Annotated in this window: 11 protein-coding genes; all 11 read right to left on the minus strand. The window is 73.1% G+C overall.

The window, feature by feature from the left end:
* Positions 1-62: 62 nt before the first annotated feature.
* Genes ACIRRH_RS11935 through asnB form a run of 11 tightly spaced genes read right to left on the minus strand, consistent with a single transcriptional unit; the run spans position 63 to position 21,326 of the window.
* Positions 63-1,334, minus strand: coding sequence for a coproporphyrinogen-III oxidase family protein (locus ACIRRH_RS11935; protein WP_403065437.1), 1,272 nt, complete (start codon positions 1,332-1,334; stop codon positions 63-65).
* Positions 1,331-2,827 carry a D-glycero-beta-D-manno-heptose 1-phosphate adenylyltransferase gene (gene rfaE2 / locus ACIRRH_RS11940; RefSeq protein WP_403065440.1) on the minus strand — a complete coding sequence of 499 codons (1,497 nt, stop codon included), beginning with the start codon at positions 2,825-2,827 and terminating at the stop codon, positions 1,331-1,333. The genes ACIRRH_RS11935 and rfaE2 overlap by 4 nt, the downstream gene beginning before the upstream one ends.
* Positions 2,824-3,087 carry an acyl carrier protein gene (locus ACIRRH_RS11945; RefSeq protein ID WP_403065443.1) on the minus strand — a complete coding sequence of 88 codons (264 nt, stop codon included), beginning with the start codon at positions 3,085-3,087 and terminating at the stop codon, positions 2,824-2,826. Before ACIRRH_RS11945 ends, rfaE2 begins: the two co-directional genes overlap by 4 nt.
* A complete protein-coding gene (locus ACIRRH_RS11950) occupies positions 3,084-4,712 on the minus strand; it encodes a carbamoyltransferase C-terminal domain-containing protein (RefSeq protein ID WP_403065446.1) in 1,629 nt (542 codons plus the stop codon). Before ACIRRH_RS11950 ends, ACIRRH_RS11945 begins: the two co-directional genes overlap by 4 nt.
* Positions 4,709-5,863, minus strand: a complete 1,155-nt coding sequence (locus tag ACIRRH_RS11955) for a glycosyltransferase family 9 protein (protein ID WP_403065449.1) — start codon at positions 5,861-5,863, stop codon at positions 4,709-4,711. The genes ACIRRH_RS11950 and ACIRRH_RS11955 overlap by 4 nt, the downstream gene beginning before the upstream one ends.
* Positions 5,860-6,471: an MbtH family protein gene (locus ACIRRH_RS11960; RefSeq protein WP_403065452.1), complete on the minus strand. Its 612-nt coding sequence runs from the start codon at positions 6,469-6,471 to the stop codon at positions 5,860-5,862. Before ACIRRH_RS11960 ends, ACIRRH_RS11955 begins: the two co-directional genes overlap by 4 nt.
* Positions 6,468-7,880, minus strand: a complete 1,413-nt coding sequence (locus tag ACIRRH_RS11965) for a hypothetical protein (protein ID WP_403065455.1) — start codon at positions 7,878-7,880, stop codon at positions 6,468-6,470. The genes ACIRRH_RS11960 and ACIRRH_RS11965 overlap by 4 nt, the downstream gene beginning before the upstream one ends.
* The gene (locus tag ACIRRH_RS11970) at positions 7,877-8,938 is read right to left on the minus strand and encodes a TauD/TfdA family dioxygenase (RefSeq protein WP_403065458.1); all 1,062 of its coding nucleotides are present in this window, start codon (positions 8,936-8,938) and stop codon (positions 7,877-7,879) included. The genes ACIRRH_RS11965 and ACIRRH_RS11970 overlap by 4 nt, the downstream gene beginning before the upstream one ends.
* Positions 8,935-11,508, minus strand: coding sequence for an AMP-binding protein (locus tag ACIRRH_RS11975; RefSeq protein ID WP_403065461.1), 2,574 nt, complete (start codon positions 11,506-11,508; stop codon positions 8,935-8,937). The genes ACIRRH_RS11970 and ACIRRH_RS11975 overlap by 4 nt, the downstream gene beginning before the upstream one ends.
* Positions 11,489-19,423, minus strand: a complete 7,935-nt coding sequence (locus ACIRRH_RS11980; RefSeq protein ID WP_403065464.1) for an amino acid adenylation domain-containing protein — start codon at positions 19,421-19,423, stop codon at positions 11,489-11,491. The genes ACIRRH_RS11975 and ACIRRH_RS11980 overlap by 20 nt, the downstream gene beginning before the upstream one ends.
* Complete coding sequence (gene asnB / locus ACIRRH_RS11985) at positions 19,416-21,326, minus strand: asparagine synthase (glutamine-hydrolyzing) (protein WP_403065467.1); 1,911 nt, start codon at positions 21,324-21,326, stop codon at positions 19,416-19,418. Before asnB ends, ACIRRH_RS11980 begins: the two co-directional genes overlap by 8 nt.
* Between the last annotated feature and the right edge of the window lies 1 nt (position 21,327).

Below are 21,327 nucleotides of genomic sequence, written 5' to 3' on the forward strand. Positions count from 1 at the left end.
TGGTCGCTCCTCGTCGCTGATGGGTCGCCCGTGGTGGGCGCCGGAGGGCCGCGGTACGGCGCTCAGGCGCGTTCGGGGGTGAGCCCGGAGTACATCGTGTAGGCGAGATGGGTGATGTAGGCACGGTGGATGGTGTCCGTCTCCATGCGCAGCGCGGTCGGTGTCTCCACGAGCCGGGCGCCGCAGTCGGTGAGTACGGTCAGCCAGCGCGAGAAGTACGGGGTGTCGCGGACGTCGTGGAAGGACAGGCCGGTCAGCCGGCGGAACCGTTCGAAGACCACGCCTTCCCGGGTCATCAGGGCCCCGCCGACGGGAGCTGTCAGCCGGGAGGGGTCGTCGAGGGAGAACCGGTGGGCGAAGGTGAACCGGTCGGGGTTCTCGAGGTAGTCCTCGTACTTGCGGTTCTCGTTCCACAGCAGATGGTGGCCGATGATGGACTCGGCACCGCTCCCGAAACCGATCTTGTCCCCGGTCAGGTCGTACTTGTAGTTGCCGTCCTGGTCCTCATGCGCGGCGTCACGGACCCAGTAACCATGGCAGTACTCGTGGTAGCCGGCCGAGCGCAGACGGTCCATGGCGAACTCGTAGGCCCGGGTCATCGCGGTCCGGTTGTGCGCCTCTGACTGACGGCGCGTCAGCTGCATGGCCATCACAGTCTTGGGGGTGGCCCTGTAGGGGTAAACCGACACGTGCGGTGGGGCAAGCGGAAGCAGCCGGTCGAACGTCTCCCCCAAGGATGCGAGCGTCTCTCCCGGGAAGCCGGAGATCAGGTCCACGTTGAAGTTGTCGATGCCGCCCGCGCGGAGCAGTTCCACGGCCCGCATCACGTCGTCGGGGCCATGGACCCGGCCCGACACCCGCAGCTGGTAGTCGCTCAGCGACTGCACGCCGACGCTCATGCGGTCGACCCCGGCCTCGCGCAGCATCGCCACCACGTCCTCGGTCAGGTCGTTCGGAGTGGTCTCCACGGACCACTGGCGCAGCGTGGACAGGTCGAAGGACTCCTGGACCGCTTCCGCCAGGCGTGTCAGCTCCCGTGGGGTGAGCCGGGTGGGGGTGCCGCCGCCCCAGTACATGACGTCGGGGCGGTAGCCCAGGCCGGTGAGAAGCGGCCCGTACAGCCGGATCTGCCTGCTCAGCGCGTCGAGGTAGGCTCGGCGTTCCTCCTCCTCGAACCGCAGCCGGCGCACAGGAATGTCCACGACCCAGTCGCAGAAGTGGCACTTGGACCGGCAGAAGGGCACGTGAAGGTAGATCGCGAGCGGTCGGTGGGTGTCGTCCTTGACCGCGTGTGCCGCCGCGGACAGCAGCTGGGCCGGTCCCATCGGGGTCATCGCGGACTCCCTTCGTCGGAAGTGGGGCCACCGGGTCCGGACAGCGCCCGGATGCGGTGGATCAGCCGGGTGGTGGAGCGGTCGGCCACGTTCTCGAGAAGGTGCACCCGGCCGCCCAGCCGGGTGACCAGCGACCACTCGGGCAGCGTCTCCGGGGTGTAGTCGCTGCCCTTGACGTACACGTCGGGGCGCAGCGCCTCCAAGAGGTCCACGGGGCTGTCCCCGTCGAAGGGAACCACGGCGTCGACGCAGCTCAGCGCGGCGAGGACGCGCAGCCGCTCGTCCAAGGGGGTCAACGGGCGCTCGGGGCCCTTGTGCCTGCGGACACTGGCGTCGGAGTTGACTCCGACTACGAGCAGGTCGCCGAGTTCCTTGGCACGGCTGAGGTTGGAGACGTGCCCGGCGTGCAGGAGGTCGTAGCAGCCGTTGGTGAAGACCAGGCGTCGTTCGGCCCGGTCGTGGGCGTGCTGCCAGGCGGTGAGTGCGCCTGGGGTGACGACCTTGCCGGTGGCGCCCAGCCGGGCGGCCAGGTCGTCCGCGGTGCACACCGCCGTGTCGGGACGGGCGACGACGGCTGCCGCGGCGGCGGAACCCAGCTCCAGGGCGGGTGCGGTGTCCGCACCGGTGGCGAGGGCCAGCGTGAGAGCGGCCGTGAACGTGTCACCGGCGCCCACGGTGCTGCTGACCTGGTTCGAGCGGCTGTAGGTCCGCACGGGCGGCCGGTCGTGTTCGACGGCCACGACCCCGTCGGCGCCCAGCGTGAGGACAGCGATCCGCGCGCCGGACGCCCGCAGGGCGCGTTCGGCCAGCTGGCGCGGGTCGCCTTGCTCACCGGCCGGCACCTCGCCCCGCACGGGCGGCAGCCGTGCCGCCTCCTCGCGGTTGGGAGTGACGGCCGTGGGTCGCAGGTCGCGCAGGGCGGCGATGTCCCGGGCGTCGACGACGAGCGTCTCGGGGCCGACCCGGCGCAGCCCTGCGAGAGCGGCCACCAGGGGGCGGGTGACCATCCCACCGCCGTACTCGGAGATCGCGACCGCGTCGGCGGACATCATCCTCTCGGCCAGGTCGGACGTCCACCGACCGGCGTCGAAGGGGAGGGCGACCGGGCCGTCGCCGCTGTCGACGCGCATGACGAGCTGGCCCCGGACGGTATGACGGCGTTTGACGGGCGTGCTGTAGTCAGGCAGCCGCAGCACGCCGTCGACGCCCACCCCTGCGTCGCGCAAAAGGGCCACCAGGCGGTCACCCGCGTCGTCGGTGCCGCAGGCCGTCACGATCTCCACCTCGGCGCCGAGGGCGGCGGCGTTGGCGGCCAGGTTCGCGGCGCCGCCGCAACGGTGCACGGTCTTCTCCGCCCGCAGCACCGGCACCGGTGCCTCGCGGGCCAGTCCGCTCGCGGCACAGCGCACGTAGGTGTCCAGGACTGCGTCGCCAATCACCAGCAGGCGCCGGCCAGCGAGGGCCCGGACGAGTTCCAGGAGGTCCACGGTCATGGGCGTTCCGTGTGGAGGTCGCGGGCGAGGTGGCGGGCCATGAGGATGACGGTGCGGGTCTCCAGGACGCTGCGCACCGACAGCTCCGTGGCGTACTTCTCCTCGACGCGGTGGACGATGCGGATGGCGTGCAGGGAACCGCCGCCGAGGTCGAGGAAGTCGTCGTCGGGTTCGACGTCCCGCCCGAGCACCTCGGCCCAGATAGCGCGCAGTGGCTCGATCAGCCGGTCCTCGTCCGGTGTGGTCGGGCGTCCGGTCACTTCAGGGCCTCCTTGGCGATGACGTAACCGGGGAAGACCAGATGGGTCAGTCCGGAGTCCAGCAGGGCGCCGAGCGCGTCCTCGGGGGTCTCGACGATGGGGCGGCCCCGGGTGTTCAGGCTGGTGTTGACGACCATCGGCACGCCGGTGCGGTCGGCGAAGCACTGGACGAGCCGGTGGAAGGCGGGATTGTCGGCGCGCTCCACGGTCTGGATGCGGGCGGTGCCATCGATGTGGACGGCGGCGGGGATGCCGTCGCGGCGGGCGGTGGCGGCGCGCAGCATGAAGGGGCTGTCCTTGAGGCCGAACCAGTCGGCGGCGTGCTCGTTCAGCACCGACGGGGCGAACGGACGGAACCGCTCGCGATACTTCACCCGGGTGTTGAGCCGGTCGCGCATCGTCGGATCGCGGGGGTCGGCGACAATGCTCCGGTGCCCCAGGGCCCGGGGGCCAATCTCCGCGGCGCCCTCGAACCAGCCCACGACGGCGCCCCGTTCGACGAGCTCGGCGGCGCGTGCGGCGTGGTCACCGGTGGCCTCGACGTACAGGGCACCGGCGCGGGCGCGCAAGGCGTGCTCGACCGCGGTGCGGCCGTAATCCCGTCGCCCGTACATCAGCTGGGCGTTGGCATGCTCGCGGCGGGGGTGGCCGAGGACCTCGTGCCAGTACCACAGGGCCCCGCCCAGGGCAGTGCCGTCATCACCGCAGGCGGGGTGGAGGTGCAGCCCGGTGAACCCGGAGCGGGTGAAGGCCTTCTCGGTGGCGGGGGCGTTCAGGGCGGTGCCGCCGCTGAGGCAGATGGTGGACGCGTAGCCGTTGCGTCGGCACAGCGGTTCGAGCTCCGTGAACAGCCGGTCCACCTGCGCCTCCAGGCCCCGCTGGATGTAGTACGCCAGGCGTGCGTTGAGCGCGCGACCGTCCGCCTCGACGGTGACCGGGTCGGCGTCGGCCAGCGCGACGAGGTCGGCGAAGGAGGAGACCTCCGGCAGCGGGGCGTCCGCGCCGTCCGGTAGGGCGCCGTAGGGGGCGAGGCCCATGACCTTGCCCGCACCGACGATCGCCGAGCCGAAGAGATGGTGGGCGACATGCGCGTAGCCGTAGTTCGCGTTGAACCAGCGGTCGAAGTCGCGGCGCAGCGGGAAGAGCCGGTTGTCGCGGCCGAGGAAGGCCCGGCAGCCGGTGGGGTCGATGGCGACACTGACACCGGAGGAGAACGGTGAGGTGTAGTACGCGGCGGAGGCGTGCAGTAGGTGGTGATCGGGGTTGACCGTGCAGGGTATGCGCCGACCGCGCAGCAGTACGGTGTCGTTGCGCTGATTGACCCAGAACTCCAGCCAGGTGTCCTTCAGATCGCCTCCGTGCAGCGTGACGACGTCGGGCGAGTCCATAAGGTGGAGGTTGCACAGCAGTACGTGGTCGATGTCGTCGATGCGGGCGCCGGCCTGGTCGAGGAGTTCGTCGAGATCCTCCTCGCGCAACCCCGGGTGCTTCTTGAGGCCGGAAAGGCGTTCGGTGGTGACGAACGCGCGTATCTGTCCGTCGGTCAGCAACACGGCGGCGCCGTCGTGGTTGAAGTTGACCGACAGCAGGGTCCGCACGGAACCGTGCGGGAGTGGTCCGGTCATGGCGTTGCTTCCCTCTCGTGTCCGGTGCCGAGCCGGGCAGCCACGGCGGACCACACCGTGGCGACGTCCAGGTCGGCCAGGCAGTGGGGGTATCCGGCGTCCGGTGCGTACGCGGTCGCGCAGCCGCGGTCGCACCGAGTGGTGGCAGGGGCGTGGGCGGAACGGCGCAGGGTGCGGCAGGCGTAACGCAGGGACACCCCGTGGTGCCGGGGATAGATACGCGACCAGATGTACTCGGTGTCGGTCGGGCCGTAGAGGACGATCGTGGGCACGCGCAGCGCGGCGGCGATGTGCGCCGGCGCCGAGTCGTTGCCGACCACGAGGCGTGCCGAGGCCAGGGTGGTGGCCAGGGCGTCGAGGCCGGCGGGGACGAGGACCTGGAGGCGCTCGCGCGCGGGCGGGCAGGCGTCGCGCAGCTCCACCAGCTCGGCGCGCTCGTCCGCCGTGCCGATCAGCATCACCTGTGCGCCCTCCGCCAGCAGCCTGCCGCACAGACGGGCGTACCGTTCGGCGGGCCAGCGCCGGTTCCAGTGCGGGGCGCCGCCGGGGTGGACGACAATTCGGGGACCGTCTCCGGGCGCGAAGGGGTCGGTGCCGGGGGTGTACGGGAAGGGCGGGACGACGGATGCAGCGCGCAGGGGGGTGGGCAGGCCGAGGGCGGCGGCCAGGCCGGTGGCGTACTCGTACAGGTCGGTACGGCCCAGCAACGGCGGCGGCAGGCGGACGGGACGGGTGATGCGGGCGTCGCCCGGTCCGCCGTCGGGCAGGGCGACCCGGTGCGGTATCCCGGCGGCGTGGGCGTGGGAGGCGTCCAGGCCGGTGCTGTCGGGATCGACGAGGCACAGGTCGAACTCCCGCTCGCGCAGCAGCCGCAGGAAGGGTTCGGGCAGGGCCGGGTCGGCGGGGGGACGGGCCGGGTCGGGGCACGTCAGGACGTCGTCCGCGTAGCCGTGGCGCTCGAGCAGGGTGCGGTGGGCGCGAGCGGTGGACTCGCCCACGACCATGGTGACCGTGGCATCCGGGTGGGCGTCGCGCAGCAGCTTCAGGAAGATGTTGCGCTGGACGAGATCCCCCATGCCGGGCGCGTCGAGCCGTGCGAAGACGCACACACGGCGGACCCGCCCGGCCTGTGCCGACCTGGTGTGGCTCATGTGAGGAGCTGTCCCGCGGCAGCCGTCCGCTCCAGCCGTCCGCGGCCCTGGAGGGTGGCCAGATCGATGTCGACGTGGCAGCGGGCGGACTCGAAGTCGAGGATGAGGTCACCCACCAGGTGGAGGGTCCCCGCTCCCGCGTCGAAGTCGGCGGCGGACGCGTCCGTGGCCTCGGGGTCGACGGTGACGCCGATCTCACTGCCGCCGCGGGTGTCGGTGAACCGCACGAGGACGTAGCCGCGTTCGAGGCTCTCACGCAGGGCGAGAGCGGTGCGCTCGGGGCGCAGTCCCGGCTCGACCGGGTGGTCGCCGGAGGACAGCCGGTCCAGGAGGGACGGTTCTTCGGGCTCCTCCTGCTCCTCGGCCGGCGGCTCGTCGTCGGTCGGGCGACGGGCCTGCTCCTCCATGAACAGCCGCAGGCTGAGCGGCCGAAGGTCGGTCCACACGGTCTCGATGTGGCCGAGGCAGGAGTCCTTGCTGCCGGTCGTGCCCTCGGCACGCCATCCGGTGGGGAGTTCCTGGTCGGTGGGCCAGATCGAGTACTGCTCCTCGTGGTTGACCACGACGGCGTACACGCGGTTGTCGTCGTCCTCTTCGTGGGCTGTCATCGGATGTGTCCCTTCGCTGGGTGTGGAAGCGCGGGGTGTGTCGCTGCCCCCTGGCGATCCGGTCCGGTGTGATCGTGTGCTCCACGCGACCGCCACAGGTGGGCAAGCGGTTCGTCGGGAGTCTCACCAACATGGTTGATCATGTCCGAGATGGCGCGCAGCATCAAGCCGATCGTGTGCTCGTCCAGTGCCGTCTCGTTGTAGTGCAGGGTCAACGCCACGTCGTCGCGACCGTGTTCGGTGAGGAAGAGGTCGGCGTTGACCCCGTCCCAGGCGCCACCGGCCGCCGGTGGTGGGACCGCGAGCAGCTCACTCTCGTCGAACAGCTCGACGGAGAGGCCGAGTTCCGCCAGCGTCCTCTCGTCACGGGTGAGCGAACTGCGCGGTGGGATGCGACAGAAGTGCACGCGCAGGTCCCACGGAGGCGGTGCGCCGGGGTGGATCGTGCGGTGCAGCCGGCGCAGCTCGTCGTAGGGGACGTGACGGACCATGGTGTCGAGGAGCCCCGCATGGGTGCGGTGCAGCAGGTCCGTGAACGTCATGCCGGCGTGTCCCTCGAGGTCGACGCCGAAGGCGATCTGGTCGGAGAGCGGTCCGACGACTCCTTCGCCGCCGTGGGTGTGGCGCAGGTCCGCCCAGGCGGCGAACACGGCGGTCCCAGTGTCCGGCGCCACTGTCGCCCGCCAGGAGGCGAGCAGCGCGACAACGGCGAGTTCGGCGCCGCAGCCGGCGGCGGCGGCCCGTTCGGCCAGGCGGTGCCAGGCGGCTCCGGCGACGGGCTGAACCTGTACGGCGGTGCGCCGGCCGGCGGGAGCGGGGGCACCGGCTGCGGAGGCGAGGGTGGCCTCGCGCTGCCACGCCGTGAGCCGTCGGGTCCACCAAGCTGTCCTCGCGGGGGTCACCGGACCGAGCGGCGGCGGTTGTGGGGGGCCGGCGTCCGGGCGGTGGCGGCCGAAGTAGGCGCGCAGTGCGGCTCCGAGGGTCGCGTAGATCGATCCCAGATCAGCGGCGAGGAAGTGCCCGGTCATGGCGAGGACCAGTTGGTCGGGCGCGATGCGGACGATGTCGAAGGTGACCGGTGGGTCGTGACGCGGGTCGCGCGCTGCGGTGACGGCCTCGCGCAGGGCGCGGGCGCAGTCCGCGCGGTCCGCTTCCCACACGGCGACGGGTACGGGCGCCTCAGCGGTGCTCAGCCGCAGGGTGCCGTCGTCGTCGGACAGGCGGGCGCGCAACACGGCGTGGTGGTCGACGACGCGGTGCACGGCGTCGACGAGCCGGGGGACCTGGACGCGGCCGGTGAGGAGCAGGGCGCGGCAGCGCACCGGGGTACCGGAGGCGGCTTCGTCCAGCAGGGGCCACCAGCGGCTCTGAAGGGGCCAGGGGGGTCCGGCGGGTGTGTGGTGGCTCATGGTGTCTCCCCTCCTATCCGGTGGCCCGTGCCCACCGCCTGCCGGTCCAGGGCACCCGCCATGGCCACGGCGACCCGTCGATCGCCCCGGTACGGTTCACGACCGTGGGCCGCGAGCAGGTTGTCCACCAGCAGCACGTCGCCGGCCCGCCACCGGAAGACGGCGGCCTCGGCGGCGTACGCGGCGCGGATGTGGGCGAGGTCGGCGGCGGGGACGGGGCCACCGTCGCCGAAGGTGACGTGGTGGGGCAGTTCGTCCTCACGCGGGTAGCGGTCGCGCAACGCCTCGCGCAGCGCGGGGTCCAGGCCGTCGGGGTGGAAGAACGCCGCGTGGTTGAACCAGACGTCCTCCCGTGTACGGGGATGACGGGCCAGCGCCGGCCGGACCTGACGGGTGTGCAGCCCGCCGTCGGGTCGCCAGTGCGCCTCGATGCCGTTGCGGGCGCAGTAGGCACTCAGCTCTGCACGGTCGTCGGTGCCGAAGGCGTCCTGCCAGGACAGGCCGACGCCCGGGTGGTGGTTGCGCAGGTAGCACACGCCCCGGCGGGCGAAGCGTTCGACCATGGCCGGGTCGAGTCGGGCCAGCACGCGCCGGCAGTCGGCGAGGGGGGTGGCGCCCCCGGCCTGGGCGGGCAGGGCGCAGTGGAACGCCAGCAGCGCCGGGAAGGACGACTGGTAGGAGTTCTCGTTGTGCAGGGCGATGGCCTGGTCGGCGGGATGGTCGGTGGACGTGTAGACGCCGTCGCCGATCGGGGTGCGGGGGGTGGAGCGTTCCCGGTAGGGCAACGGGTCCCCGGCCAGGGGGCGCAGCAGACGGGGCAGGTCGGCGGGGGTCGCGGCGAAGCCCCGCAGGAGGACGGCTCCGTGCCGGTCGAGCAGGGCGCGCAGCCGGTCGGTGTCGTGAGCGGCCCAGGCGGGCGGATCGACCGTGGCGTCCACGGCCTCCAGGAGTACCGGCAGGCCGTGGTCGTTCGGGGCGGGGCCGAGGCGGGCCAGGGCGGCGGGCCGGTCCTCGACCGGGCGCCGGGGCACCTGGCCGGGGCCGTTGCGCAGGCTCACGGCGCCTCACCGCCCCCGTCCGGGGCCGGGCCGCCGAGGAGGGTGTGCAGCACCACGTCCCCGGCCGCCAGGTCGAGCGGTCCGGCGAGTGCGCCCGGGCGCACCCCCACGACCGGGCACAGACCGATACCCCGCTCACCCGCGACGGTCATCAGGAGCTGGCCGATGGCGCCCGCCTCGTACGCCGTGAAGGTTTCGGCGTGCGCCCCGTACAGGGGGGCGATGGCCTCCGGACGCCCGACCAGGTGGAGGGCGAAGCCGGCCCGTTCGGCGACCGCGCGGTTGGTCTCGTGGTGGTCCTGGGGGTGCAGGACGTGTACCGGCGTGAGGGGGACGAGGCGGTTACGCACGGGGTGGTGGTAGTAGCAGCCGCCGGGCAGCCCGTCGACGGCACCCGCTTTGACCACGGCGTACACCTGGACGGGATAGGCTCCTCCCGCGGACGGGTAACCGCGGCGGGGTCCGGAGCCGGTGTCGGTTTCCCTCAGCGCGGCCAGGAGAGCCCCGAAGTCGGTTGCGGGCACCGGCCCCGGGCCGAAGTGGCGGACCGTGCGCCGGAGGGCTATGCGATCGGTGTGCTCGGCGGCCAGCTGGATGCCGTCGGCGTCGTCGAGATCGTGCCGCAGGCCGGCCCGCCGGTCCTTGAAGGCCTGGCGGTCCTGCAACCGGCTGAGTACGTCACCGTCCGCGGGAGGGCCGCCCGGCTGTGCGCCGGGGTCCGGCGCCCCGGGAGCGTCGCCGGCGTCGACCATGCCGTGTCCGCTCACCAGGACGGCGAGCGAGGGAAACTGGAGCAGTTCCGGTACGTCGACGAGGATGCCGAGTTCCTCCTCCACGACGGTGGCCAGGCGCACCAGGTCGACGCTGGTCGCTCCGAGGTCGACAAGGTTCATGTGGGGTTCGATGGGGCTGATGCCGAGGACGCGCGACGCCAGCGACGCCACCCGTCTGAGGAGGTCGGTGGTCGGCGCCGGGGCAGGCGCGCCGGCCTGCCCGGTGGGCCCGGTCGCGGTGGTGGCCGGCCGGGGCGACGTCGGGGCGGAACGGGCCAGGGCTGCCCGGTCGACGCGTCCGTCGGAGGTCATCGGGAAGTCCAGGACGAGCTCGACGCGCTCGGGCAGCAGATACGGGGAGACCTTGCGCCGCAGGTGTTCGCGCAGTTCCTCACCCGTGACCGCGGCGCCCGGCACCGGTTTGACGTGTGCCACCGTCCCGGTGCCGGTGGGGCTGACGACCGCCGCCGCGGCGACCGAGGGGTGCCGCCACAGGGGCAGTTCGACGTCGAGCAGGTTCAGCGGACGGTCGTTGAGCCATGTGCGGGCCGCCCGGTCGCCCACGAACTCGATGACACCGTTCGGCAGTTCGCGTCCCATATAGCCGCTCGGCAGCAGGTGTCCGTCCGAGGCGTCCGCGCTCGGGGCGTCGTGGTGCACACGGCCGGTCACCCATGCTGGGCAGGGGCTCAGGGAGTCGGAGAGGATGTGCGCGGAGCGGTGGGCCAGCGGTCCGCCCAGGGGCACCCACCCCCAGTCCTCGTCGAGGTCCCCGACCGGCATGCAGGTGGCCCAGATGCCGGGGTCCGCCCCCTCCCCCAAGTAGAGCACCCGGCCGTCCGGCCCGGCCAGGGCGCGCAGCCGCTCGGCCGTCGCCCGGGGCAGCGGTTCGCCACTGACCGCGTAGCGGCGCGGCGGCTCGGGCAGGGCGTCACCGGCCGCCTCCGCGTAGTCGAGGAAGGTACGGGTGAGGGTGGGCGTGGCAGACCAGGCCGTCACCGCGTGACGGGCGGCGAGCGCGATCCAGGCGGCCGGGTTGCGCAGGTCGATGTCGTCCGGCAGGACGATGGCACCGCCGGCCGTGAGCGGCCCAAGAATGTCGTACAGGGCGCGTTCGCTGTCCAGGGGGGTCACGGCGAGAAGCCGGTCCCCGGCCGTGAGGCCGAGACGCCGGTTGACGTCCTCGACGGTGCGGGCGACAGCTCGCACCGACAGCTTCAGCGGTACGGCGCCGTTTTCCGGCGAGCCGATCAGGGCGAGGGTGTCGCCCTGGGCGAACGGCGGCTCGGCGAGCCCGGTCATGTCGATGCCGTCCCCGCCGTCCGTGGCGCCGTCCGCGTCGTCCACGCCGCCCACTGTCAGGACGGTGACGTCGGCCTGCCAGTCCAGTCGTTCGCGCAGCCAGGGCTGGGTGACGACGACGTCCGCGTCGGCGGCGGCGAGGCGCTGCCAGCGGGCGGCCCGGTTCAGCTCCGGGGGCACGGGTACGTAGGCCGCCCCTGTCCACATGACGGCGACAGCGCCCACGACGTGCTCCCAGCCCGGTTCCGCACACACGGCGACCCGGCTGCCCGGACCGGCACCCGCGCTCCTGATGCGTCGTGCCAGCCCGGTGACGCGGGAGGCCAGCTCCTGGTGCGTGAGGGTGGCGCGGGAGCTGATCAGGGCGGGCCGGCCCGCGTGCCGGAGCGCCCCGGCGTGGACGAGGGCGGTGACCGGATGAGCCGGAGCGGCGGCTCCTGCCTCGGCCCGGCCCGTCGGCGGAATCTCGTCCTGGTTATGCGTCGTGCTGGACATTCGTGTCCGTTCCCCATTCGTCGTCGTCTGTCGCCAGCCGTCGCATCTGCTCGTCGAAGGCGTGGAACACGGCCTCGACGAGGCCGTCCGGAAAGACCTGGACCACGTAGTCCCAGGTGCAGGTGAGCGTTCCGGCGCGCTCACTGATCTGGTGGTCGAGGAGCACCTGGGGCGTCTGGCTGACCGCGTAGACGGTCTCGCTGCGCCACGGGGCGGGCTCCTCCCCGTCCGTCATCAGCTCCGGCATCAGCATGCTGGTGAAGACGACCGGCATCATGCTGTCGTGCCGGCGCAGGGGGTCGTCGCGCAGCATGCGCAGCACCTCCACGCCACTGACGGCGCGATGCTCCAGCCGTTCCCAGAGCCGTCGTTGCAGGTCCTGGGCGCGTGCCTGGAAGCGGGGCAGGGCGGGGCCGACCGCGAGCAGGGTCAGCGTGGTGAAATCGCCGATCACCTGGTCGACGTCCGGGTGCACCCGCTCCCGGTTGAACGTGGTCAGGTTGACGGTGAAGCCGTCCTCCCGGCCGCTGAAGGTGCGCAGTACGTCGCAGAAGGCGGTGCACACCAGTGCCGAGGGGGTGACGCCGGCCGCGGCGGCACGGCGGACGAGCGGTCCCCACACCTCCGGTGCGAAGGACGTGGTCAACCGCTCGAAACGGGGCCGGTCCACCGAGCGCGGGTGAACGCGCTGTGGCAGCTCGGGCGCCGGGGGCAGCCGGCGGACCTCGGCGCGCCAGTAGTCCAGTGCGCGGGACCGCTCCGGCGAGGTGCGCGCCCGTTCGACGGCCAGGACGTAGTCGCGATAGGTGACGCCGAGCGCGGGCAGCTCCCGCCGCGGCTCCTGGTAGAGGGTGAGGAGTTCGGCGGTGAGGACGTGCACGCTGTGCGCGTCGGCGATGAGCAGGTCGAGGCTGACGAACAGCCGGGTGCGGCGATCGTCGAGGCGGTGGGCGCGCAGCGCGAACAGCGGCCACTGGTCGGCCGGGGCGACGCGGTGCGACAGCTCTGCGCGAGTGCGGGCGTGCAGTTCCTCGACGTCCTCGGCACTGCGGCCGCGCAGGTCGAGGCGGTCGACGGTGAAGTCGGGGACGGCTTCCAGGACCTGTTGCCGGCCGGAGGGCAGGATCACCGTCCGCAGCGACTCGTGCCGGGCCACCAGGCGGCGCACCGTGTGCTCGAGCCGGGCGACGTCAAGGTCCTCGACGTCGAGTTCGGCGTACGTGTGGGTGGCGACGCTGCCGAGTTCGGCCGAGGCCAGGCGGCCCAGCCAGTAGGCCTGTTGGACGTCCGTGAGCGGGAACGGCTCGTGGCGGCCGACCGGATCGGGGCGCAGGACGAGGGCCGGACGGGGCGGAACCGTGGCGGGTGGGGCGGCCCCGGCCGCGGACGCGAGCCGTTCAGCGATCGCCGCCACGGTGGGCGCCTGGTAGAGGTCGAGCAGGGTGAACCGGGTGCCGAACTCGGACTGGAGCCGGTTCGTCAGACGCATGGCGCCCAGGGAGGTGCCGCCGAGGAGGAAGAAGTCGTCGTCCGGAGCGACGTCGTCCAGGCGCAGCACGTCGGCCCAGATCGCGGTGACACGCTGCTCCCACTCTCCCGCGGGGCGCCGGGAGCGGCTGAGGGCCGGAGCGGCTGACAGGTCGCGTAGCCGTCCCCGGTCGACCTTCCCGTTGGACGTGAGGGGGAATTGTTCGAGGGGAATCAGGCGTGGCGGCACGGCGTAGCCGGGCAGTACCTCGGTGAGCCGGGCGCGCACCGCGGCGGGATCCGGGGCGGAGCCGTGGTCGTGGAGGTAGTAGCCGACCAGCCGGCGTTCCCGGTCGGCCGTGCCGGGGGCGACCACGACGGCGGCGCGGACGCCGGGGACCTGGGTGAGGGCCGCCTCGATCTCGCCGAGTTCGATCCGGTGCCCGGCGATCTTGACCTGGGAGTCCTCGCGGCCGAGGAACTCCAGTAGGCCCCCGGGCAGGAACCGCACGATGTCGCCCGTGCGGTAGCGGCGTTCGACGGTACCGGACCCGGTGGGACGGGTGGGGAACTTCTCTGCCGTGCGCTCCGGGTCTCGCCAGTAGCCGAGGGCGACGCCCCGGCCGCCTATGTGCAGTTCGCCGGGGACCCAGTCGGGGCGCGGCCTGCCCAGCTCGTCGACGACGTGCACGGTCTGGTTGTCCATGGGCAGGCCGTAGGGGACGCTGCGCCAGGACGGGTCGACGTGTTCCACCGGGTACCAGACGGACCAGATGGACGCCTCCGTCGCGCCGCCCATACCGATGACGCGGCAGTCGGGGGCGACCGCGCGGAGGCGGTCGGGGAGGTCCAGCGGGATCCAGTCGCCGCTGAGCATCGCCAGGCGCAGGCCGGCCGGGGCGGTGCGCGCGGGACCGTCGGCGTACTCCGCGTACTCGACGAGGAGACCGGCGAGGGCCGGCACGGAGTTCCAGACGGTCACGCCGTGGCGCCGCATCAGGTCGGCCCAGTGGGCGGGGCTGGTGCGGCGGTCGTGCTCGGGTAGTACGACCGCGGCGCCCGCGGCCCAGGTTCCGAATAGGTCGTACACACCGAGGTCGAAGTGGAGGGAGGACACGGCGAGAACGCGGTCGGCGGGACCGACGGAGAAACGACGGTTGACGGCGACGAGCGTGTTGACGGCGCCGGCGTGGTCGATGACGACACCCTTGGGGTCACCGGTGGAGCCCGAGGTGTAGATGACGTAGGCCAGATCGCCGGGGGCGCTGGGCGCGTCCGGCCTGTCCCCGGTGCTCCCGGTGGCGGTCAGGCAGTCCTCCACGGCCATCAGGCCGGCCGGACCGGTGTCGGTGAACGCTGCTCGTCCCGCGCGTTCGACGAGGATGTGCCGGACACCGCTGCTGTCGATCAGACGACGTACCCGCGTGGGGTGCTGGCCTGGATCGAGCGGCAGGAAGGCAGCTCCGCTCTGGAGCACGCCCAGGGCGGCAACGGCCTGTTGCCAGCCCTTGCAGGCGGCCACCGCCACCAGGTCGCCAGGGCGCACGCCGCGCTGGTGGAGGGTCCGGGCCACGGCGAGGGAGGCGTCGACGAGTTCCCGGTAGGTCAGCCGCACCGTGTCGGTGATCACGGCCGGGTCGTCGGGGCGTATGCGGGCCGTTTCGTTCACCAGATCGTGCAGGCAGACGTCGGGCACCGGCGCGTCGGTGCGGTTGACGGCGACCCGGCGGGCGGTCTGCCCGGCCGGCATCTGCGGTTCCGAGGGAACGTTCCAGTCGGCCTGGCCGGTGTCGGCCAGCCGGTGCAGGAGGTCCGTGTAGGCGGCGAACGCGTCATCAAGGAGTCCCGGTGGGAAGAGGGCGTCGACAGCGTCCCAGTTGTACTCCAGCGCCCCTTCCACCTCGGCGACCTGATGGTCGAGCGCCACCTGTGGTGTCTGGCTGACCGCGTACACGACCGGTCCGAAGGGCGAGTCGGGGCCGGGCGCCGCCCGCTCGGGGCGGGGGCGGGAGTCCACCAGGTTGGAGGTGAAGACGACGGGGGTGACGGCCCTGGGCGCCTCGCCCCGTGCCCTGAGCCATTCGCGCATGACGGTGACCCCGCTGACCCGGGCGTGGTCGAGGTCCTCCCACAGGCGCCGCTGGACGCTGCGGGCACGTTCGGCGAAGGTGCCAGGGCCGCGGTGGTCGACCTCCAGGGGGATCAGGGAGGTGAAGTCACCCACGACCGCGTCCACGTCCGGGTGGTCGACGAGCCGGTCGAAGAGGGTGAGCATCAGGGTGTAGTGCGGCCGACGGCTCCAGAGGGTGACCGTTTCGGCGAAGGCCGCGAGGAGTACGCCGGAGGGGGTGAGCCCGTGCTGGAGGGCGCGCTGCTTCAGCCTGGCCCAGTGCGCGGGTTCCAGGCGTGCGGCGCGGCGGTTGAACTCGGGCCGGTCCATGGTCTCGGGGGCCCGGGCGAAGGGCATCTCCGGCCCGGGCGGCAGCTCGGCGAGCCGCTCGCGCCAGTAGTTCGTGGCCCGCTGGTGTTCCGTGCCGCTCTGTTCGGCAAGGCGGGCGAGGACGCAGTCGCGGAAGGTGAGTCCGAGCGGCGCGAGCGGGGTACGGGGGTCGCGGTAGGCGTCGGCCAGATCGGCGAGGACGAGGCCGAAACTGTGCGCGTCGCACACGAGGGAGTCGAGGCCGATGTGGAGGAGGGTCGTCGCGCCGGGCAGCAGCGAGGCCCGTACGTCGAACAGGGGCCATCGGTCGGCTGGCATCACCTGGTGGGACATGGCCGTCCGGGTGGTGCGCAACGCCTGCTCGACCTCGGCCCCGCGGAGGCCGCGCAGGTCCTGGGTGGCGACCGTGTAGGCCGGCACTTCGGGCAGGACCCGCTGGGTACCGTCGCTGTCGATCACGGCGCGGAGCATGGGGTGGCGGTCGATGACCCGGTGCAGCGCGCGGGAGAAGCGTGGCAGGTCCAGGGCGTGCGTCTCGACCTCCACATAGCCGTGGGTGGAGACGTTGCCGAGTTCCATCCCGGCCGAGCGGCCGATGTAGTAGGCCTGTTGGACCTCGGTGAGCGGGAAGGGCGCGTGCCACTCGGCGAGGTCCGTGGCCACTCGTGTGGCTCCCGGGCGCTCTTCCGGCACCACCCTGGCCGCAGCGTCGATGCGCTGGGCCAGAGCGCGCGGGGTGGGCGCCTCGATGACGTCGCGCAGCGCGATGCGTGCCCCGGTTCGCGCGCGCAGCCGGTGGACGGCGCGTACGGCGAGGACGGAGTGGCCCCCCAGGTGGAAGAAGTCGTCGTCGGGCCCCACCTGGCCGTCGGCGTCGGGCAGCAGGGCGGCGAAGACCTTGCACACGAGCCGTACGGCGGGCGATGGTGGCACGGCCGCCTCGTGCGGGGGCGCTTCCGGCGGCCGGGCGGAGCCTGCCGTGGCGGCACCGTGCGAACCGGGGCCGCCCGCGGCGAGCGCCGCGCGGTCGAGCTTGCCGCTGGGCGTACGGGGCAGGGCGCTGGCGGCGCGCAGCCGGGACGGGATTTCGTGCGCGGGCAGCCGGCGTGCCAGGGCCCGGCGCACGGCGGCGGTGTCGAGGGGGACGTCGGTGACCACCAGGGCGGCGAGGGTGACCGTCCCGTCGGTGTCCGGGGCGGGGTGAACGGCGGCGTCCCGGATGCCGGGCAGGGCGCACAGGGCCCGCTCCACGGCGGCGGGTTCGACCTGCATGCCGCGGATCTTCAGCCGGTCGTCGGAGCGGCCGAGGTGTTCCAGGGTCCCGTCGGGGCGGCGGCGGCCGAGGTCGCCGCTGCGGAAGGCCCGGGCGCCGGGCGGTCCGGCCGGGTCGGGCACGAAGCGTTCGGCGGTGGCGGCGGGCCGCCCGTGGTAGCCGCGTGCGAGCCCGGCTCCGCCGACGAGCAGTTCGCCCTGTGCGAGGGTGTCGAGCGGCCGCCCGGTCGCGGGATGCGCGACGGTCACCCGGACGCCGTCGAGCGGTGTACCGATCGGCACGACCGCGTAGGGGGTGCCGGGGGCGAGTTCCGCGACGGTGGCGTCGGCGGCGACCTCCGCGCTGCCGTAGAGGTTGAACAGCCGTGGCCCGCTCAGGGCTTCGGCGAAGCGGCGTGGCAGGCCGGGGCCGGGTGCTTCACCGCTGGTGACGCAGAGGCGCAGGGAGGCCAGCCGGGTCGCCAGGCCGGGCACGGTGGCCAGGAGGGGCTCCAGCAGCGAGGGCACGGTCAGCAGCCGGGTGACCCCACGGGTGGCCACGTGGTCGGCGAGGGCGGTGGGGTCGGCGCCGTCGTACGGCCCGACGATGTCCAGGCGGGCACCGTTCAGCAGGGGCGCCAAGGTCTCGGCGACGGAATCCACGAAGCCCACGGGCGCCCGGACGGCGCAGGTGTCGTCGGTGGCGTACGGAGTGGTACGGGCCGCCCAGCGACAGCGGTTGACCAGCGCGGAGTGCAGTCCGACGACGCCTTTCGGGTCGCCGGTGGAGCCGGAGGTGTGGATCACGTACGCGGCGTGCGCGGGGTGGACGGGCAGCGGCAGGTCGTCGGGCCGGAGCCGGTCGAACTCGCCCCGGTGGGCGTCGAGCAGCACCGTCGGCAGCGGCGGGGTCGGCCCTTCCCAGCCTGCGGCGAGTGCCTCGGTGGTGATCAGGTAGGACGGACGGACGTCTCGCACGAGCGCGGCGATGCGCCGCACCGGGAAGCCGGGGTCCAGGGGGACGAACGCGGCCCCCGCCTTCAGGACGGCGAGCATGGCCACGATGTTCTCGGCGGAGCGCTCCAGCCGCAGCGCCACGCGGTCCTCGGCTCCGACACCGTGCCGTACCAGCAGCCGGGCCAGGCGGTTGGCCTCCGCGTTGAGCCCGCGGTACGTCAGGTGGCGGGCGCCGTCCACCACTGCCACGGCGTCCGGGGTCTCGGCGGCCCGTCGCTCGAAGACCCGGTGAACCACCGCGGTGGGGTCCGCCGCAGCGGGGCCTCCGGCTGCCCAGGGCGGGCGGTGAGCGGCGGCTTCCGGCGCGTCCGAGGCTTCCGGCGCCTCCGGGGCGTTGGCGAGGGCGTCCAGGGCGGTCAGGAGCTGATCGCCGAGGGCGCGGGCGGTGGCGCGGTCGAAGAGGTCGCGGTCGTACTGGAGGGCGATCTGCCACAGGTCGCCGTGGTCACGGATCTCCACGGTCAGGTCGAACTCGGCACCGCCGAGGGGGATGTCGATCGGTTCGGCCCGCAGGCCCGGCAGGTCGAGGGTGCCCACTTGCTGTTGCCCGACACACAGGACGTTCACCGGCCGGGTGAACGCGGTGCGCTCGCCGGCGCGCCGCAGTTCCTCCAACAGCACCTCGAAGGGCAGGTCCTGGTGGGCGAGGACGTCCAGGGTCTCGTCGCGCACGGCGCGCAGCAGCCGGCGCGGGGTCGGGTGGCTCCCGGTGTCCAGTCGCAACGGCAGGACGTTGGCGAAGTAACCGACGAGGCCGGTCAGCTCGGGTCTGGTGCGCCCGGCGACGAGGGTGCCCACGACGAGGTCGCGCTGTCCGGTGACGGCGGCCAGCACGGTCAGCAACGCCGTGGTGGTGACCATGAAGGGGGTGGCGCTCTCCCGGGCGGCGACGGCCCGCAGCGCGTGGAGGCGCGCGCCGGTGACCGTCCACACCTCGGTGCCGCCGCCGGCCTCCGGGGTGTCCGGCCGGGCGCGGTCCCAGGGCAGCCGGGGCACGGCGTGTCCGGCGATGCGAGGACGCCAGAAGTCCAGCAGCCGTTCCCGTTCGGCGCCGGTGTGCCGTCCGCGCTGCCAGATGGCGTAGTCGGCGTACTGGACGGGGGGTTCTGGCAGCGCGCAGGGCCGGCCGGCCAGGGCCTCGCGGTAGTGCGCGGCGAACTCCTGGGTGAGCACGCCCAGGGACCAGCCGTCGGTGACGGCGTGGTGCGCGGCGAGGAGCAGGACGTGCTCGCGCGGGGCGAGCCGGAACAGGACGGGCCGCAGGAGTGGTCCGACAGCGAGGTCGTAGGGACGCAGTGAAGCCGTGCGCAGGGCGTCGGCGGCGAGGAGCACCCCCCGAAGTACGGGGGGTTGGCTGGCGGCCAGGTCGACCAGGGGCAGGTCCTGGGGCGAGGCGGGCCGCACCACCTGGCTTCCTTCGGTGTCGAAGACGGTGCGCAGCACCTCGTGGCGTCGCACGAGGTGCTCGACGGCGGTGCGCAGGGCCGCGTGGTTGAGCGCACCGTGCAGCCGGACGGCGGCACCGTAGCGGTAGGCGTCCTGGCCGAGTTCGGACAGCACCCACATCCGCTCCTGGCCGTAGGAGGGAGGGGCGGGCAGGGCGGGGTCGGGGCGGCGCGTGATGCCGGTGCGGCGCTCGCCCTCCCGTTGCCGCAACAGGTCTTCCAGCAGGGCTCGCCGTTCCGGGGAGAGCGCCGCGATGCGCGTGTGGAGGTCGTCGGCGGTAGTGCCGTCAGACACGGGCGCTCCTTCCGTGGGCGGCGAGCCCGGCCTGCCGGAAGACGTCCGTGAGGAGGATCGTCCCGGCGATCATCTGGAGGATCGGGTCGTGGACCGCGCGCCGGGCGGCGGGCAGGGCACGAAGCCGGCCGAGCCAGGCCAGGACGGCGGGGCGGTCGAAGAAGGGGCTGTCGTCGAGTGCGGGCCGGTCGAGTACGTCGCACAGGGCGGCGAACGCCGCTTCGTCGGCTGCCGAGGGGGGTGCGAAGAAGCCCCGTTTGGAGCCGTCGCGGACCTCGGCGGGCAGCCGCCTGCCGACCGTGGCGCGCAGCAGGTGCTTGGAGCGGCCGTCGTGCGCGTACCACTGTGGCGGCGTGCGCCGGACCACGTCGAAGAACTCCTCGTCGAAGAAGGGCAGTCGGACCTCGACGCCCTGCGCCGCGTCGAGCCGCTCGGCGATCAGGATGTAGTTGGCGAGCCGGCTGCGCGCGAACAGGTACAGCGACCGGTGAAACGGTGTCCGGCCGACGAGCCGCTCTCCGGCGTCCGCCAGCAGAGCCGTGGCGCTGTCCCGTTCGCGGAACAGCCGGGCGAACTCCGGACTGAGCAGGGGGGCGATCGGCCGCGCCACAGCGGCGTGTCGCTCGACGATCCAGGAGGGGACGAAGCCGAGGCCGGTCACGAGGGTGCGCAGGTGGTGGGGTACGTCGGCGGTGGCCGTCAGCTTCGCGTAAGCGGAGCGGGTTCGTGCCAGCCGCGCCGGGTCCAGCGTCAACGCCAAGTCCTTGGCGAGCTGCGGGTATCCTGCCAGGACTTCGTCGCCGCCCTCCCCCGCCAGCGCGACCCTGTGGCCGGACGCGGCGATGGCGCCGGCGTGCGCGAACCGCGCCACCCCGTGCGCGTTCTCCTGCACCATCTCGCCGGCGCGCAGCGTGTCCACCAGCCCGGTGATGTGATCGTCGGGTGAGTGGTGGACCACCTGGTGACGTACGCCCACGTGGTCGGCGGTGCGGCGGGCGAGGGCGCTCTCATCGAGGCCCGAACCGTCGAACGCCACCGTGAAGGCCGTGACGTCCCGGCTGCGGGCCGCCAGCGCGAGGATGGAGGAGGAGTCCAGTCCCCCGCTGAGGTGGCAGGCCAAGGGCCCGTCGACGTCGGTGCGGCGGTGCACGGCCCGGGAGAAGGCGGCCTCCACCGCCTCCAAGTGCGCGAAACGGTCCTCTTCCGGGATGCCCGGGAACTCGTCCGCGTGGGGGTAGTCGATGTCCCAGTACCGGTGCACGTGTACCCCCCCTGCGTCGGCACGCAGCAGACAGCCGGGGGGTATCTGGCGTACGGCTCGTACGGGAGTCGCGTCCGGCCCCATGGCCAGGTGCAGGTGGTCGGCGAAGGCCGCCGTGTCCCACTCGGGGGACACACCGAGGGCCAGGAGCGCCTTGATCTCGGAGGCGATCAGCAGTCTACGGCCGAGGCGTGCGTGGTAGAGCGGCTTGACCCCGAACCGGTCGCGTACGGCGGTCAGCTCGCCGCGCCGTTCGTCCCAGACGACGAAGGCGAACTCGCCGCGCAGTTCGTCCAGGGCGCGTTCACCGTGCGCGTGAAACAGGTGCAGGGCGACTTCGGAGTCGCTGCCGCTGCGCACCGGTACGCCCAGACGGCGCAAGCGGTCACGCAACGCGCGGTGTCCGTAGAACTCGCCGTTGGCGACCAGCCACTGCTCGCCGTCGGGTGTGCCCATGGGCTGTGCCCCGCCGTCGGGGTCGTTGACCGCCAGGCGGGTGTGCCCCAGGACGGCACGGCCGGTCGGGGACACCCAGACGCCTTCACCGTCCGGTCCCCTCGGGCGCAGCACCCGCAGTGCGGGAGCCACGGAGTCCGGGCCGAGGGAACCGTCCAGGTCGACCACGACGACTATTCCGCACACG

The organism is Kitasatospora sp. NPDC101235 (assembly GCF_044767505.1).
GTDB lineage: Bacteria > Actinomycetota > Actinomycetes > Streptomycetales > Streptomycetaceae > Kitasatospora.